The 14985-nt window shown below is 59.3% G+C and carries 16 protein-coding genes and 1 tRNA gene; 10 read left to right on the top strand and 7 right to left on the bottom strand.

The features are described 5' to 3' along the window. Positions 1–54 precede the first annotated feature (54 nt). The 3 genes from B3M58_RS12160 to B3M58_RS12170 all read right to left on the bottom strand — a co-directional run bounded on the left by B3M58_RS12160 (position 55) and on the right by B3M58_RS12170 (position 2485). The gene (locus tag B3M58_RS12160; protein WP_296219430.1) at positions 55–462 is read right to left on the bottom strand and encodes a DNA polymerase III subunit chi; all 408 of its coding nucleotides are present in this window, start codon (positions 460–462) and stop codon (positions 55–57) included. Between the two features lie 9 nt (positions 463–471). Further along, complete coding sequence (locus tag B3M58_RS12165) at positions 472–891, bottom strand: DNA polymerase III subunit chi (RefSeq protein WP_296219431.1); 420 nt, start codon at positions 889–891, stop codon at positions 472–474. A gap of 103 nt (positions 892–994) precedes the next feature. Further along, positions 995–2485, bottom strand: a complete 1491-nt coding sequence (locus tag B3M58_RS12170) for a leucyl aminopeptidase (protein ID WP_296219432.1) — start codon at positions 2483–2485, stop codon at positions 995–997. A gap of 144 nt (positions 2486–2629) precedes the next feature. Here B3M58_RS12170 and lptF point away from each other — a divergent pair, with 144 nt between their 5' ends. Next, positions 2630–3751, top strand: a complete 1122-nt coding sequence (gene lptF, locus B3M58_RS12175; protein WP_296219434.1) for an LPS export ABC transporter permease LptF — start codon at positions 2630–2632, stop codon at positions 3749–3751. After that, positions 3744–4805, top strand: a complete 1062-nt coding sequence (gene lptG / locus B3M58_RS12180) for an LPS export ABC transporter permease LptG (RefSeq protein WP_296219435.1) — start codon at positions 3744–3746, stop codon at positions 4803–4805. Before lptF ends, lptG begins: the two co-directional genes overlap by 8 nt. 51 nt (positions 4806–4856) lie before the next feature. On the opposite strand, the gene B3M58_RS12185 is transcribed toward lptG, so the two are convergent. The 3 genes from B3M58_RS12185 to B3M58_RS12195 form a co-directional block, all read right to left on the bottom strand. Next, positions 4857–5357, bottom strand: coding sequence for an RDD family protein (locus B3M58_RS12185; RefSeq protein ID WP_296219436.1), 501 nt, complete (start codon positions 5355–5357; stop codon positions 4857–4859). 112 nt (positions 5358–5469) lie between these two features. Beyond that, a complete protein-coding gene (locus B3M58_RS12190) occupies positions 5470–5682 on the bottom strand; it encodes a cold-shock protein (protein WP_296219437.1) in 213 nt (70 codons plus the stop codon). Between the two features lie 345 nt (positions 5683–6027). Beyond that, a tRNA-Leu gene (locus tag B3M58_RS12195) sits at positions 6028–6112 on the bottom strand. A gap of 112 nt (positions 6113–6224) precedes the next feature. Here B3M58_RS12195 and queA point away from each other — a divergent pair. From queA to B3M58_RS12225, 6 genes are all read left to right on the top strand, one after another. After that, complete coding sequence (queA, locus tag B3M58_RS12200) at positions 6225–7274, top strand: tRNA preQ1(34) S-adenosylmethionine ribosyltransferase-isomerase QueA (protein WP_296219439.1); 1050 nt, start codon at positions 6225–6227, stop codon at positions 7272–7274. A 14-nt stretch (positions 7275–7288) separates the two neighbouring features. After that, entirely contained in the window at positions 7289–8404 is a 1116-nt protein-coding gene (tgt, locus tag B3M58_RS12205; RefSeq protein ID WP_296219574.1) for a tRNA guanosine(34) transglycosylase Tgt, read from the top strand. 39 nt (positions 8405–8443) lie between these two features. Continuing rightward, positions 8444–8779: a preprotein translocase subunit YajC gene (yajC, locus tag B3M58_RS12210; protein WP_296219441.1), complete on the top strand. Its 336-nt coding sequence runs from the start codon at positions 8444–8446 to the stop codon at positions 8777–8779. Positions 8780–8841: 62 nt separating this feature from the next. Further along, positions 8842–10710, top strand: coding sequence for a protein translocase subunit SecD (gene secD / locus B3M58_RS12215; RefSeq protein ID WP_296219442.1), 1869 nt, complete (start codon positions 8842–8844; stop codon positions 10708–10710). Positions 10711–10719: 9 nt separating this feature from the next. Beyond that, positions 10720–11625 (top strand): protein translocase subunit SecF, encoded by a 906-nt coding sequence (gene secF, locus B3M58_RS12220; RefSeq protein ID WP_296219443.1) that lies wholly within the window; start codon positions 10720–10722, stop codon positions 11623–11625. A gap of 127 nt (positions 11626–11752) precedes the next feature. Then, positions 11753–12289 (top strand): glycine zipper 2TM domain-containing protein, encoded by a 537-nt coding sequence (locus B3M58_RS12225; RefSeq protein ID WP_296219444.1) that lies wholly within the window; start codon positions 11753–11755, stop codon positions 12287–12289. Between the two features lie 90 nt (positions 12290–12379). Here the strand turns inward: B3M58_RS12225 and suhB are convergent, their stop codons facing one another. After that, positions 12380–13195 carry an inositol-phosphate phosphatase gene (gene suhB, locus B3M58_RS12230; protein ID WP_296219445.1) on the bottom strand — a complete coding sequence of 272 codons (816 nt, stop codon included), beginning with the start codon at positions 13193–13195 and terminating at the stop codon, positions 12380–12382. 145 nt (positions 13196–13340) lie between these two features. On the opposite strand from suhB, the gene trmJ reads away from it, so the two are divergent. Together trmJ and cysE are read left to right on the top strand one after the other, a co-directional pair. After that, positions 13341–14120: a tRNA (cytosine(32)/uridine(32)-2'-O)-methyltransferase TrmJ gene (trmJ, locus tag B3M58_RS12235; RefSeq protein WP_296219447.1), complete on the top strand. Its 780-nt coding sequence runs from the start codon at positions 13341–13343 to the stop codon at positions 14118–14120. After that, complete coding sequence (cysE, locus tag B3M58_RS12240; protein WP_296219449.1) at positions 14113–14892, top strand: serine O-acetyltransferase; 780 nt, start codon at positions 14113–14115, stop codon at positions 14890–14892. The genes trmJ and cysE overlap by 8 nt, the downstream gene beginning before the upstream one ends. Positions 14893–14985 lie beyond the last annotated feature (93 nt).

The following is a 14985-nucleotide window of genomic DNA, read 5'->3' on the forward strand; positions in this document are numbered from 1 at the left end:
GTCCGCCGCTGCGTTGGTTTGGTGGACAAGCCTGGCGGCATGTCCCCCCCTACGTTACAAGCGGCGCGGTGGCAGCAGGCGGGTCAGGCGCGCGTCAAGGCGGCGTTTCAGTTCGGCCTCGATCTGCGGTACGAAGTCGTCGATCACATCTTGCAGGATCAGCTGGGCGGCGGCGCGCAGTTCGCTGTCCAGGCGGTTCATTTCACTGTCGCGGCTGACGCTTTGCTGCACCGTGTTGCGCAACGCCGCCGTGGCCGCAGCCTGCGGGGTGAGCGGCGGCGCAGCGGGCGCGGTGTAGTGCGAGGCGGGGGTGACGATATCCGACAGCAGGGGGATGCTGTCCGGGTCGAGCGAGTCGAGCAGCAGCGGCGGTTCGAGCTTTTCGTCACCCAGCAGTTGGCGGATCGACTCCAGGTCGTTCAGCAGGTGGGCGGGTTTTTGCGGCGGTTTTGGGCTGTCCATGGTGTGCAACTAGAGTTCAACTCGTTTTGGATCATAGCCGCGCTGGCGATAGCTACGGAAATTCTCCCGGCAGGCGGTCAATAGGTCGGGTTCTTGATTGACGATTTCGATCACTCGGCTGAAGTGTTCGATGTGCGGCGAAAGCGTGCTGCTGAGGTTGATCAGCACGCCTTGCGCGCTGGCTGGCTCGTCGTCCAGGCCAATCACCACGGGTGCCTGGGCGTCATCCTGATACAGGTTGTGCGGTACGAAGCTTTCCGCCTTGAAACGCCACAGCCGGTCGTCCAGTTGAACGCACTGCGCCGCATCGCTGCCACGCAGGAACACCGGCAGGCCGGCGCGCCAGGCTTTCGCCGCCAATTGGCAAGCCGCGCGCAGGCGATCAGCCGGGACGGCGGAGGAGAGTACGTAGAATTCTATTCGGGGCATGGCGGCACGGTTTTGGCGTTATTTGCAGGAGCGGCTTGCTGGATCGGCGTGCAGCTTACCAGTCAATCGCGGTGAAGACCGCTCCTGCACAGGCGCCTGGGGCTCAGGCGTTGCTGCGATCCAGCAGATACTGAGTCAGTAGGGGCACGGGACGGCCAGTGGCGCCTTTGTCCTTGCCGCCGCTGATCCAGGCCGTACCGGCGATATCCAGGTGCGCCCAGTGGTAGTTCTTGGCGAAGCGCGAGAGGAAGCAGCCGGCGGTGATGGTGCCGGCTTTCGGCCCGCCGATATTGGCGATGTCGGCAAATGGACTATCAAGCTGCTCTTGGTACTCGTCGAACAGCGGCAGTTGCCAGGCGCGGTCGTCGGCGACTTGGCCGGCCGAGAGAATCTGCTGCACCAGCTCGTCGTTGTTGCCCATCAGGCCAGACGCATTGCTGCCCAGGGCAACGATGCAGGCGCCGGTGAGGGTGGCGATATCGATCACCGCCTGCGGCTTGAAGCGCTCGGCATAGGTCAGGGTGTCGCACAGCACCAGGCGGCCTTCAGCGTCGGTGTTGAGGATTTCCACGGTCTGCCCGCTCATGGTGCTGACGATGTCGCCGGGACGGGTGGCGCGGCCGCTGGGCATGTTCTCGGCGCAGGCCAGCAGGCACACCAGGTTGATCGGCAGTTGCAGTTCGAGCACGGCCTTGAGGGTGCCGAACACGCTGGCGGCACCGCACATGTCGTACTTCATCTCGTCCATGCCGGCGGCGGGCTTGATGCTGATGCCGCCGGTGTCGAAGGTAATGCCCTTGCCGACCAGGGCATAGGGTTTCTCGGTTTTCTTGCCGCCTTGGTAGGTGAGCACAATCAGCCGCGGCGGCTGGTCGCTGCCTTGGGCCACGGCCAGGAAAGCGCCCATGCCCAGTTCCTTGAGCTTCTTCTCATCGAGAATCTCGACCTTGAGGTTTTTGTAGGCCTTGCCCAGCGTCTTGGCTTCGTCAGCGAGGAAACTGGGGTGGCAGAGGTTTGGCGGCAGGTTGCCGAGGTCTTTGGTGAAAGCCATGCCGATGGCGATCGCCTGAGCATGCGTGCTGGCGCGCTGGGCATCGGCTTGGCTGGCTTTATCGCTGAGCAGGGTGAGTTTCTTCAGCGCGCCGGCTTCGGCCTTCTGACTCTTGAAGCGGTCGAAGCAGTAGCCGGCATCGGCCAGGCTTTCCACCATCAGGCGGGTCTTGCCGTAGCTGTTACGGCCTTTGACTTGCAATTCGTCGAGGGCCAATACCGCATCGCTGCCGCCGAGCGATTTCAGTGTGGCGTAAACCGCAGCGATCAATTTGCGCAATTGGCGGTCAGACAGTTCGCCGTCCTTGCCAGTACCCACCAGTAATACGCGTTCGGCTTTCAGATTCGGCAAGTTGTGAACCAGCAGGGTCTGGCCGAGTTTGCCGGCCAGGTCGCCGCGCTTGAGCAATGCGCTGACGGCTCCGGCGCTAGCAAGATCGATGGCTTTTGCCGTTTCACCGAGCTTGCGGCCTTCGCCGATGGGGACAACCAGGGTGGCGGTTTTCAGTGTTTCCGGACGAGCGCTTTTGACAATAAATTCCATGGCGTGGTGTCCCCAAGACAACGAGTCGGTATTGCAGGATAATGCCGGCTATTTTTTCAGTGGTTCGTCTATCGTGCGAACCGGCAAGCAGTGTGGCTAGTTTGATCGTAGCCGCCTGAGCCTGACAACCCTGGAGTGTCTGGTTTGATCGTCTTCCGTTATTTGTCTCGTGAAGTGCTGGTGACCTTGAGTGCGGTGAGTGCCGTGCTGCTGGTGATCATTATGAGTGGCCGTTTCATCAAGTACCTGGCGCAGGCGGCGCAGGGAGTGCTCGATCCGGGCGTGCTGTTCATGATCATGGGCTTTCGTCTGCCCGGCTTCCTGCAACTGATTCTGCCGTTGGGTTTGTTCCTCGGCATTTTGTTGGCTTACGGACGGCTTTATCTCGACAGTGAAATGACTGTGCTTTCGGCTACCGGCATGAGTCAGCAGCGTTTGCTGACCTACAGCCTGGCGCCAGCGCTGCTGGTGGCACTGCTGGTGGCCTGGTTGAGCATGGGGTTGGCGCCGCAGGGTGTGGCGCAGGTGGCGCAGATTCTCAACGAGCAGGACGCCCTGACCGAGTTCGACACGCTGGTGCCGGGACGCTTTCAGGCGATGAAAGACGGTTCGCGGGTCACCTACACCAAAGAGCTGTCAGCGGATCGCGCCGAGCTGGGCGGTATTTTTATCTCCGAGAAACGCTTGTCCCGCGAGGGTGACAAGGAGCGCGGGATTACCGTGCTGGTCGCCGAAAGCGGGCGTCAGGAAATCCAGGCCGATGGCAGTCGCTACCTGATTCTGGAAAATGGCTACCGCTACGACGGCAATCCCGGGCAGGCGGACTACCGGGCCATCCAATACGACACCTATGGGGTGTTGCTGCCTAAGCCATCGGTCAGTGGCGAGATCAGCGAACGCGAAGCCGTGCCGACCCGAGACTTGCTAGGCAGCGACAATCCACGCTTTCAGTCCGAGTTGCAGTGGCGTCTGTCGATCCCGGTATTGGTGTTCGTCGTTACCTTGCTGGCGGTGCCGCTGTCACGCGTCAATCCGCGTCAGGGGCGCTTCCTCAAACTGTTGCCGGCAATTCTCTTGTACATGACCTACCTGGCCTTGCTGATCGCGGCGCGCGGCGCCCTGGACAAGGGACAAATTCCCCAGGCACTGGGGTTGTGGTGGGTGCATGGGATATTCGTCTTGATTGGTTTTGCGTTGCTCTATTGGGAGCCGCTGCGCTTGAAGTGGGCAGGTCGTCGCGCTGCGCAGGGGGTGGCTCGTGGTTAAGTTGGATCGTTACATCGGCATCCAGGTGTTCTTTGCGATTCTCACCGTGCTGGGGATTATCGTTGGCTTGGCGTTGCTGTTCGCCTTTATCGACGAGTTGGGCGATGTCGAAGGTGGTTACGGTTTGCCGGAGGCGGCCTGGTACGTTTTCTTGACCCTGCCGCGTCGGGTCTACGAGATGCTGCCGATGGCGGCGCTGATCGGTTGCCTGATTGGTTTGGGCAGCCTGGCCAGCAACAGCGAGTTAACCATCATGCGCGCCGCCGGTGTGTCGATCGGGCGCATCGTTTGGGCGGTGATGAAGCCGATGCTGGTGCTGATGCTGGTCGGTGTGCTGATTGGTGAGTACCTGGCGCCCTGGAGCGAGAACCAGGCCCAGGCCAATCGCGCCATGGCGCAGGGCGGCGGTGAGGCGCAAAGCGCCAAGCGCGGCCTGTGGCATCGCCAGGGCGAGGAGTTCGTGCATATCAACGCGGTGCAGCCTAATGGCGTGTTGTTCGGTGTGACGCGCTATCGCTTCGACGATCAGCGTCATTTGCTGTCCTCCAGCTTTGCCCGGCGCGCGCAATACCAGGGCGACTATTGGCAGTTGGAAAGTGTGGCGACCACGCATTTTCGTGAGCGCAGCACCGAAGTCGTCAAGACCGCTACCGAGCGTTGGGATGTCGAGTTGAATCCGCAGTTGCTGGGCACCGTGGTGTTGGAACCCGAGGCGTTGTCGGTCACCGGGCTGTGGCGCTACATCCAGTACCTGGCGGAGCAGGGGCTGAATAATGGCCAGTATTGGTTGGCGTTCTGGACCAAGGTGCTGCAGCCGATAGTGACCGCGGCGCTGGTATTGATGGCGATTTCCTTCATCTTCGGGCCGCTGCGCTCGGTCACGCTGGGGCAGCGGGTGTTCACCGGTGTGTTGGTGGGCTTCGTGTTCCGTATCGCCCAGGATCTGTTGGGGCCATCCAGTCTGGTGTTCGGTTTCTCGCCGCTGTTCGCCGTACTGATCCCTGCGGCGATTTGTGCTCTTGCCGGTGTCTGGTTGTTACGCCGCGCGGGCTAGCTGCGCGCTAATAAAAAGCCGGCTAACTGCCGGCTTTTTTATGTGGCTTGGTTACTGTTTATCTTTATGGATGTTCTTGGGTAGTTGCACTGTGCAGCTGTCCGAGTAGATGTCATGCCAGCTGCGCTTGTCCTTGTTCCAGAGTATCCACAGAAAGCCAAGGCCCAGGCATAACCAAGAACCGATAGCGACGATAAACCGCAACAATGCCTGCCACAACGTGATGGCAGTTCCATCGCTGTTTTGAATGCGCACTCCCCAGACCTGCATGCCCAGTGTTTGCCCGGTGTGCGTCCAGAACTTGCCGAAGAAGCCGAACAGGCTTAGTACCAATAGCGTCGATAGCAGCGGGTCGCCATCCAGCGCACCGGCGTCGGAGAGTTGTTTAAGTTGCGCCTCGCCGTAAAAGCCCATAAGGATCAACTTATAGATAAAGGTCACGACAATCAGCAGGGCTATGCACAGTAGGATGTCGTAGAGCATGGCGGCAAGGCGGCGGCTCAAGCCCGCGGCGGGGAAGTCACCCTGCGGGCGCAGTAGGTGTTTCGACATGATGGGCTCGTTATGCAGTGGGGTGTTTAGTCTGAATGGTCCGTGTCGCTGTGTTCAGTGGCATAAAAAAACCCCTGATGTCGCCATCAGGGGTTTTTCAAGGCAGTGGCAATCAGCCCAGGACTTGAACCTGGTCGGCCTGCATGCCTTTTTGACCTTGTACCGCCACGAAAGTAACTTTCTGGCCTTCTTTCAGGCTCTTGAAGCCGTTACCTTCGATTGCGCGGAAATGTACGAACAGATCCGGACCGCTTTCTGGCGTGATAAAACCAAAACCTTTCTCATCGTTAAACCACTTGACGGTACCGCTCTGACGATTCGACATGTGCTATTTCCTTGAAACTATAGTTAATGACAGCCTCTGAATAGTAGAGGGCTGAGACTGGTTGCAAGGAGTAATAGAAGTCGAGCGGGATGTAGCGGATCTTAAGGATCTACTGCACCAGGTCACGATTCGCGGCGACCCATGCAAACACAGTGGGCCGACTCTAGCTAACTTCTGGGCAAATGCCAACCCCTGCTCAGCAGAAGCCTAGGCCGAATTAATGGCTATTTTAAGGGGGTGCAAGAGGGTGCTGAAGCGCTGCTTTAGTCGTGCGGATATGTGCAAGCTTAAAGCGGGTGTAGTGCGTTGCATCCACGGCAGATGGAAACAACAGCAAGAATTAAATGGTGCCCCGGGGGAGACTCGAACTCCCACTTCTTTCGAAAACGGATTTTGAATCCGCCGCGTCTACCGGTTCCGCCACCGGGGCACAATGGCGGCGCAGTATAGGGAGCACTTTGCGCCCGGTCAATCCACTTGCGTGGTCAAAATGCATGTTTTCCGGTAAGCTTTGCCGCCCTGCAAGACGACCTCTTCCCGCCATGCGCGTTGCCGACTTTCATTTCGAGCTTCCCGATTCTCTGATTGCCCGCCATCCCTTGGCCGAGCGCTGCGCCAGTCGCTTGCTGACGCTGGATGGGCCCAGCGGTAAGCTCGCCCACCGTCAATTCAGTGATCTGCTCGAGTACCTGCGTGCCGGCGATTTGATGGTGTTCAATAATACTCGGGTGATTCCGGCGCGCCTGTTTGGGCAGAAGGCGTCGGGCGGCAAGCTTGAAGTGTTGGTCGAGCGCGTGCTGGACAGCCATCGGGTGCTGGCGCATGTGCGTTCGAGCAAGTCGCCCAAGCCGGGCTCGACGATTCTGATCGACGGCGGTGGCGAGGCGCAGATGCTGGCGCGCCACGATGCCTTGTTCGAGTTGCGTTTTGCCGAGGAAGTCCTGCCGCTGCTTGAGCGGGTCGGTCACATGCCGTTGCCGCCTTATATCGACCGTGCGGACGACGCTGCCGACCGTGAGCGCTATCAAACGGTGTATGCCAAGCGCTCCGGCGCGGTGGCGGCGCCGACGGCGGGGTTGCATTTCGATCAGCCCTTGCTGGCGGCGATTGCCGAGATGGGCGTGGAAACGGCTTTTGTGACCTTGCATGTCGGCGCGGGTACATTCCAGCCAGTGCGGGTCGAGCGCATCGAAGATCACCACATGCACAGCGAGTGGCTGGAGGTCGGCGACGATGTGGTGGCGGCCGTGGCGGCGTGTCGTGCGCGTGGCGGGCGGGTGATCGCCGTCGGCACCACCAGTGTGCGTTCGCTAGAGAGCGCTGCGCGCGATGGCGTGCTCAAGCCGTTCAGCGGTGAGACAGATATTTTCATTTACCCTGGCCGGCCGCTGCATGTGGTTGATGCCTTGGTGACCAATTTCCATTTGCCGGAATCGACGTTGTTGATGTTGGTTTCGGCATTTGCCGGTTACCCGGAAACCATGGCCGCTTATAAAAGCGCAGTCGCAGAAGGTTATCGCTTCTTCAGCTACGGCGATGCCATGTTCATTACCCGCAACCCCGCGCCGCGCGGGCCCGAGGATCAAGTATGACGCGCACTTGTCGCATGTCTTTCGAACTGTTGGCGACCGATGGCAAAGCGCGCCGTGGCCGTCTGACCTTTCCGCGTGGCGTGGTCGAAACCCCGGCGTTCATGCCGGTCGGCACCTACGGTACGGTAAAGGGTATGTTGCCGCGCGACATCGAAGCGATTGGCGCGCAGATGATTCTCGGCAATACCTTCCATCTGTGGTTGCGTCCGGGTACTGAGGTGATCAAGCGTCACGGCGATCTGCATGATTTCATGCAATGGCAGGGGCCGATTCTCACCGACTCCGGTGGTTTCCAGGTGTTCAGTCTGGGGGCCATGCGCAAGATCAAGGAGGAAGGGGTGACCTTCGCTTCGCCGGTGGATGGCGCCAAGGTATTCATGGGCCCGGAAGAGTCGATGCAGGTGCAGCGCGACCTGGGCTCGGATGTGGTGATGATTTTCGACGAATGCACGCCGTACCCGGCGGAGTTCGATGTGGCCAAGCGCTCGATGGAGCTGTCGCTGCGCTGGGCCAGACGTTCGAAAGATGCCCACGGCGAAAACACTGCGGCACTGTTTGGCATCGTCCAAGGGGGCATGCATGAAGAGTTGCGCATGCGTTCGCTGGAGGGTTTGAGTGATATCGGATTCGACGGCTTGGCGATCGGTGGACTGTCAGTCGGTGAGCCGAAAGATGAAATGATCCGCGTGCTGGATTATCTGCCCGGCCAGATGCCTGCCGACAAGCCGCGTTACCTGATGGGCGTTGGTAAGCCGGAAGACCTGGTCGAGGGCGTGCGCCGCGGTGTGGATATGTTCGATTGTGTGATGCCGACGCGTAACGCGCGCAATGGTCACCTGTTTGTCGAAAGCGGTGTGTTGAAGATCCGTAACGCGGTGCACAAGCATGACGACTCGCCGCTCGATCCGACGTGCGACTGTTACACCTGTAAACAGTTCTCCCGCGCGTATCTGCATCATTTGGATAAGTGCGGCGAAATGCTGGGTAGCATGCTCAATACAATCCACAACTTACGTCACTATCAGCGGCTGATGGCTGGTTTGCGCGAGGCTATTCAACAGGGTACATTGGCCGCCTTTGTCGATGCCTTCTATGCCCGGCGCGGTCTGCAAACCCCGCCGCTGGACTGATTAATAACGTTTCAAAGACCTTTTCAACAGGAGTGTTACATGAGCTTTTTGATCCCTGCTGCATACGCCGATGCCGCTGCACCTGCTGCTGGTCCTGCCGGTAGCGGTTTTGAGTGGGTATTTCTGGTTGGTTTTCTGGTTATCTTCTATCTGATGATCTGGCGCCCGCAGGCCAAGCGTGCGAAAGAGCACAAAAGCCTGATCGGCAACCTGCAGAAAGGCGATGAAGTAGTGACCTCTGGCGGTATCGCCGGCAAGGTTTCCAAGGTTACCGATGACTTCGTAGTGATCGAAGTGTCCGATACCGTTGAACTGAAAATTCAGAAAGTGGCCATCGCCGCCACCCTGCCCAAGGGCACGCTGAAAGCTATCTAAGCTCCACACTTTTACCATTCGACGGGGCGCTTAATGCGCCCCGCGTCATAACGGGCGGCGTCATGCTCAATAAATTCCCCCTTTGGAAGTACCTGCTGATCGTGGCTGTATTGGCGATCGGCTTTCTCTATTCCGCGCCGAATCTCTATCCGGACGATCCGGCCATTCAGATCAGCGGCAACAGCACGGCCATGCAGGTCGAGCAGGCTGACCTGGAGCGTGCCAGTCGGGCGCTGAGCGAGGCAGGTATCGCGGTCAAGGCGGTGAGTCTGGCTGAGCAGGGCAGGGGCGGTTTGCTGCGCCTGATGAAGAAAGAAGACCAGCTGCCAGCCAAGGATGTTGTGCGCAAAGCGCTGGGCGAAGACTTCGTGGTCGCCCTGAACCTGGCGCAAACCACGCCCGATTGGCTGCGTAGCCTGGGTGCGGGGCCGATGAAGCTGGGTCTGGACTTGTCCGGTGGTGTGCACTTCCTGCTGGAAGTGGACATGGAGAAGGCTCTCGATGCGCGCCGCAAGGTGTATGAAGGGGAAGTGAAGAGCGTGCTGCGCAAGGAGCGCGTGCGCTACCGCAGCTTGCCGGTGCTCGACGGCGCTATTCAGTTGGGCTTTACCGATGAAGCAACGCTGGAAAAGGCACAGCGCCTGATCCGTAAGGACTTTACCGATTTCGAGCTGAGCGCCTCCGAGCGCAACGGCATACAGGTGCTGCGTTTGGCGCTGACTCCGGCCAAGCTCGCGGAAATTCGCGAATACTCGATCAAGCAAAACCTGACCACCGTGCGTAATCGCGTCAACGAGTTGGGTGTGGCGGAGCCACTGGTACAGCGCCAGGGTGCCAACCGCATCGTGGTCGAGTTGCCGGGCGTGCAGGACACTGCCGAAGCCAAACGTATTCTCGGCAAGACCGCTAACCTGGAGTTCCGCCTGGCGGCGAATCTGGATGCAGCGAGGGCTTCCACGGAGACGTTCGGTTTCCGCGAAGAAGGTCGCCCGCCGGTGCAGTTGGAGCGGGAACTGATCATCACGGGCGATCAGGTCACTGATGCTCAGGCCAGCTTCGATGAAAATGGCCGTCCGCAGGTCAACATCCGCCTGGATGGTCATGGTGGCGAATTGATGAACCGGGCGACCCGCAGCAATGTCGGGCGCAGCATGGCGGTGATCTTTATCGAGCAGAAGCCGACGACGCGTTATGTGCGTCAGATGGTCGATGGCGTTGAAAAAGAAGTCGCGATCCCAAGCTTCGTCGAAGAGAAAAAGATCATCAGCCTGGCGACCATTCAGTCGCCGCTCGGTAGTCAGTTCCGCATCACCGGCCTGGACGGTCAGGGCGAGTCGTCTGAGTTGGCGCTGTTGCTGCGTGCCGGCGGTCTGGCGGCACCGATGTACTTCGCGGAAGAGCGCACCATCGGCCCGAGCCTGGGTGCCGACAACATCGCCAAGGGGATTGATGCCTCCCTCTGGGGGATGCTGTTCGTTTCGCTGTTCATCATGGCCATCTACCGTTTCTTTGGCGTGTTGGCGACCATTGCCCTGGGCTTCAACATGGTGCTGTTGCTGGCGCTGATGTCGTTGCTAAGTGCCACGCTGACCCTGCCGGGTATCGCCGGTATCGTGCTGACCATGGGTATGGCGGTGGATGCCAACGTGCTGATCTTCTCGCGGATTCGCGAGGAAATCGCCAATGGTATGTCGGTGCAGCGTGCCATCCATGAAGGGTTCGATCGTGCATTTACGGCGATTCTCGATGCCAACCTGACCACCTTGCTGGTCGGCGGTATTCTCTTCGCCATGGGCACCGGGCCGGTCAAAGGCTTCGCGGTCACCATGTCGCTGGGTATTCTGACTTCGATGTTTACCGCCATTCTGGTGACGCGTGCCATGGTCAACCTGATTTATGGCGGGCGTGACTTCAAGAAGTTGTGGATTTAAGGGGCTGTGATGATTCGTACAATCGACTTCATGGGTGTGCGCAATATTGCGTTCGCCCTCACGCTGCTCCTGACCCTGTTGGCGTTGGGGAGCTGGTTTTTCAAAGGTTTGAATTTCGGTCTGGATTTTACCGGCGGTACGCAGATCGAGTTGAGTTACGAGCAGTCGGCCGATCTCGGCCAGGTGCGTGAGCAGTTGGCTGCCGCCGGCTTTGAAGATGCCGTGGTACAGAGCTTTGGTGCGACCACCGATGTGGTGGTGCGCATGCAGGGCGATGATCCGAATCTGGGGAGTAAGGTTGCCACGGCACTGCAGCAATCCGGCGCTGCGGTGCAGGTGAAGAAAGTCGAGTTTGTCGGTCCGCAGGTGGGTGAAGAGCTGCGCGATCAAGGCGGGCTGGGCATGCTTCTGGCGTTGGGCGGCATCATGCTCTACCTGGCCTTCCGCTTTCAGTGGAAGTTCGCCTTGGGTGCCATCGTTTCGTTGGTGCATGACGTGGTGGTGACGCTGGGGATTCTGTCGTTCTTCCAGATCACCTTCGACCTGACGGTGCTGGCGGCATTGCTGGCGATCATCGGTTATTCGTTGAACGACACCATTGTGGTCTTCGACCGGGTACGCGAGAACTTCCGCGTACTGCGCAAAGCCAGTCTGATCGAAAACATCAACATCTCCACCACGCAAACCCTGCTGCGGACCATGGCTACTTCGGTTTCGACCTTGCTGGCGATTGGGGCTTTGTTGATTTTCGCGGGCGATAACCTTCACGGCTTTTCCATTGCCTTGTTCATCGGTGTATTCGCCGGTACGTATTCGTCGATCTATATCGCCAACGTTGTGCTGATCTGGCTCAACCTGAGTGTCGAAGATCTGATCCCGCCGGTGGTGGCTGAAGAGGTTGATGAGCGTCCTTGACTCTGTGCGCTCTATCGCAGTTATGCCGGCGCGACATGAGTGGCTGGGGAACTTGCATCGCATCGCCTCACTCCAAGGCTGGGAGTGAGGCGTAATGCGCCGGATAGCGTAAGGTCAGGAGGTTGTTATGAACAAATCAATGCTCGTTGGTGCGGTGCTGGGTGCTGTGGGTGTAACTGCTGGCGGTGCTGTCGCAACTTACAATTTGGTAAGTGCGCCCGAGTACGCGGAAGTTCTCGCCGTAACGCCGGTAAAAGAAACCATCAAAACCCCGCGTGAGGTCTGCAAAGACGTCACCGTGACGCGTCAGAAGCCAGTCAAGGATCAGCATCAGATTGCCGGTACCGCAATTGGTGCAGTGGTCGGTGGCTTGCTCGGCAATCAGGTGGGCGGCGGCACAGGTAAGAAGATAGCCACGGTTGCCGGTGCTGTGGGCGGTGGTTATGCCGGCAATAAGGTGCAGGAAAACATGCAGGCCGGTGACACCTATACCACCACTGAGACTCGTTGCAGCACCGTGACCGATACCAGTGAAAATGTGGTCGGTTACGATGTGCAGTATCAGTTGGATGGTAAGGAAGGTCGGGTGCGCATGGAGCGTGACCCGGGCAGTAAGATTCCGGTCAAAGACGGTCAGTTGGTGCTGGCAGAATCTGCCCAGTAATTCGCTGAAGTCAAAAAAGCGCCCTGCGGGGCGCTTTTTCATGGGCAATAAAAAACCGGCGCTTGGCCGGTTTTTGTCTGCTGCGGGTGATCAGCGTTTTAGCGAGGCGGACAGGTGTGGCTGGATCGCAGTCAAAACGGCTTTGAAGCATTTGGTGTTGCCGGCGACGATCTGGCCCTTCTCGAGGAAGTCGTGACCGCCGCTGAAATCGCTGACCAGGCCGCCTGCTTCTTGGATCAGCAGGGCGCCAGCGGCCATGTCCCACTCGGACAGGCCAAACTCCCAGAAGGCGTCGAAGCGACCGGCGGCGACATAGGCCAAGTCCAGGCTGGCAGCGCCGGCCCGGCGGACGCCAGCAGTCTGGCCAACCAGGCTGCGGAACATGCCCAGGTAGTTTTCCAGGTTGTCGAGTTGGCTGTCGCGGAACGGGAAACCGGTGCCGAGCAGGGCGCCTTCCAGGCTTTTACGTGCGCTGACGCGCAGGCGGCGGCCGTTCAAGGCGGCGCCACGGCCACGGCTGGCGGTGAATTCTTCTTGGCGAACCGGGTCGATGATCACGGCGTGCTCGAGGCGGCCGCGGTATTTGCATGCCAGGCTGACGGCAAAGTGCGGAACGCCACGGACAAAGTTGGTGGTACCGTCCAGCGGGTCGATGATCCACAGGTAATCGGCGCCCTCGCCGGTGCCTGGAATCAGACCGCCTTCTTCACCGAGGAAACCGTGATTCGGGTAGGCCTTACGCAGTGCCTGGATGATCAGTTGCTCGGCGGAGCGATCAATCTCGGTCACGTAGTCTTTGGCATCTTTCTCGTCGACCGAGATGACGTCCAAGCGTTCGATAGAGCGGAAGATCATTTCACCGGCGCTACGGGCTGCGCGCAGAGCGATATTCAGCATGGGCTGCATGGACGTTTCACCTGGGTCGTTAAAGAAAGCCGGCCATTCTAGCAGAAAAGCCCAAAGGATGAAGAGTCGCCAGTGTCTTGCGTGGCATAAGTGAGGGGGCTTCTGTAAGATTTGTTCCCCCTGGCTGGCTGTGTGAGCGTCTGCGTTGCTGCAAAATATTCGAGTGGTTCTGGTCAATACCAGTCATCCCGGCAATATCGGGGGCGCTGCGCGGGCCATGAAGAACATGGGGTTGTCGCGTTTGGTGCTGGTCGATCCAATGGATTTCCCCAGTGGCGATGCCGTGGCGCGAGCGTCTGGGGCTACCGACATTCTCGAGGCGGCGCAGGTGGTTGGCACGCTTGAGGAAGCGTTGGTGGGGTGCAGTCTAGTGCTTGGCACCAGCGCCCGAGATCGGCGGATTCCCTGGCCCTTGCTTGACCCGCGCGAATGCGGTGTGACGGCCTGCGAGCAGGCGCTACAAGGTGGCGAGGTGGCCTTGGTGTTTGGGCGGGAATACGCTGGTTTGACCAATGAGGAGCTGCAGCGCTGCCAGTTTCATGTGCATATTCCGTCAGATCCTGAGTTCAGTTCGCTGAATCTGGCTGCTGCAGTGCAAGTGTTGGCGTATGAGGTGCGTATGGCATGGCTGATGGCGCAGAATCAGCCAACCAAGACGGCCAAGCTGGAAACCACGGCCATGCTCAATGCGCAGCCGGTGACTGCGGATGAGATGGAGTCTTTCTACACGCACTTGCAGGGCGCTTTGGTCGAGATTGGTTTTCTCGATCCGGCCAAGCCTCGACATTTGATGAGTCGCTTGCGGCGTCTTTACGGGCGTAGTGGTATCAGTAAGCTGGAAATGAATATCTTGCGTGGCATTCTGACGGAGACCGTCAAGGCTGCGCGTGGTGAGCACCATAAGCAGGGGAAATCTGATGTTTGAGCGCGTGCGAGAAGATATCCAGAGCGTATTTCATCGCGATCCGGCGGCGCGCAATACGCTTGAGGTGGTTACCTGCTATCCCGGTTTACATGCGGTGTGGCTGCACCGTCTGGCGCATGCGTTGTGGGTGTCCGGTTGGAAGTGGTTGGCGCGGGTGGTGTCGAATTTCGGGCGCTGGATGACCGGGATCGAGATTCATCCAGGCGCGAAGATTGGCCGGCGTTTCTTTATCGATCACGGTATGGGCATCGTCATCGGCGAGACGGCTGAGATTGGCAATGATGTCACCCTGTATCAGGGCGTGACGCTAGGTGGTACCAGCTGGAACAAGGGCAAGCGCCACCCGACTCTCGAGGACGGTGTGGTGGTCGGTGCTGGCGCCAAGGTGTTGGGGCCGTTTACCGTCGGTGCGGGTGCCAAGATTGGCTCCAATGCGGTGGTGACCAAGGCCGTGCCGGCGGGTGCCACGGCGGTCGGTATTCCGGGGCGTATCATCGTCAAGTCGGATGACGAGCAGGAGGCCAAGCGCCAGGCGATCGCCGAGAAGCTCGGTTTCGATGCTTATGGCGTTAGTCAGGACATGCCGGATCCGATCGCGCGGGCCATCGGCCAACTGCTCGATCACCTTCAGGCTGTTGATGGGCGCTTGGAGGGGATGTGCGCGGCGCTGAAAGAGTTGGGTAGCGATTACTGCGCGAAAGACCTGCCGGCATTGCGCGATGAAGACTTCGTCGGGGTGTGCAAGGAGCAGGGCGACAAGCCGGCAGCATGATGTGCGGCGCGGCGTATTTTGCTATGCTGCGCGCCCTCCTGATCAAGCTAATCCCGAGTGAATCAATAGGTCTTATAGTTGACTTAAATACTC

Source organism: Pseudomonas sp. UBA2684 (assembly GCA_002354655.1).
Taxonomy (GTDB): Bacteria; Pseudomonadota; Gammaproteobacteria; order Pseudomonadales; family Pseudomonadaceae; genus Aquipseudomonas.

Coding starts and splice junctions, on each gene's coding strand:
- B3M58_RS12160 (WP_296219430.1), bottom strand. CDS start 462: ATGGACAGCCCAAAACCGCCGCAAAAACCCGCCCACCTGCTGAACGAC.
- B3M58_RS12165 (WP_296219431.1), bottom strand. CDS start 891: ATGCCCCGAATAGAATTCTACGTACTCTCCTCCGCCGTCCCGGCTGAT.
- B3M58_RS12170 (WP_296219432.1), bottom strand. CDS start 2,485: ATGGAATTTATTGTCAAAAGCGCTCGTCCGGAAACACTGAAAACCGCC.
- B3M58_RS12185 (WP_296219436.1), bottom strand. CDS start 5,357: ATGTCGAAACACCTACTGCGCCCGCAGGGTGACTTCCCCGCCGCGGGC.
- B3M58_RS12190 (WP_296219437.1), bottom strand. CDS start 5,682: ATGTCGAATCGTCAGAGCGGTACCGTCAAGTGGTTTAACGATGAGAAA.
- queA (WP_296219439.1), top strand. CDS start 6,225: ATGCGCGTTGCCGACTTTCATTTCGAGCTTCCCGATTCTCTGATTGCC.
- tgt (WP_296219574.1), top strand. CDS start 7,289: ATGTCTTTCGAACTGTTGGCGACCGATGGCAAAGCGCGCCGTGGCCGT.
- yajC (WP_296219441.1), top strand. CDS start 8,444: ATGAGCTTTTTGATCCCTGCTGCATACGCCGATGCCGCTGCACCTGCT.
- secD (WP_296219442.1), top strand. CDS start 8,842: ATGCTCAATAAATTCCCCCTTTGGAAGTACCTGCTGATCGTGGCTGTA.
- secF (WP_296219443.1), top strand. CDS start 10,720: ATGATTCGTACAATCGACTTCATGGGTGTGCGCAATATTGCGTTCGCC.
- B3M58_RS12225 (WP_296219444.1), top strand. CDS start 11,753: ATGAACAAATCAATGCTCGTTGGTGCGGTGCTGGGTGCTGTGGGTGTA.
- suhB (WP_296219445.1), bottom strand. CDS start 13,195: ATGCAGCCCATGCTGAATATCGCTCTGCGCGCAGCCCGTAGCGCCGGT.
- cysE (WP_296219449.1), top strand. CDS start 14,113: ATGTTTGAGCGCGTGCGAGAAGATATCCAGAGCGTATTTCATCGCGAT.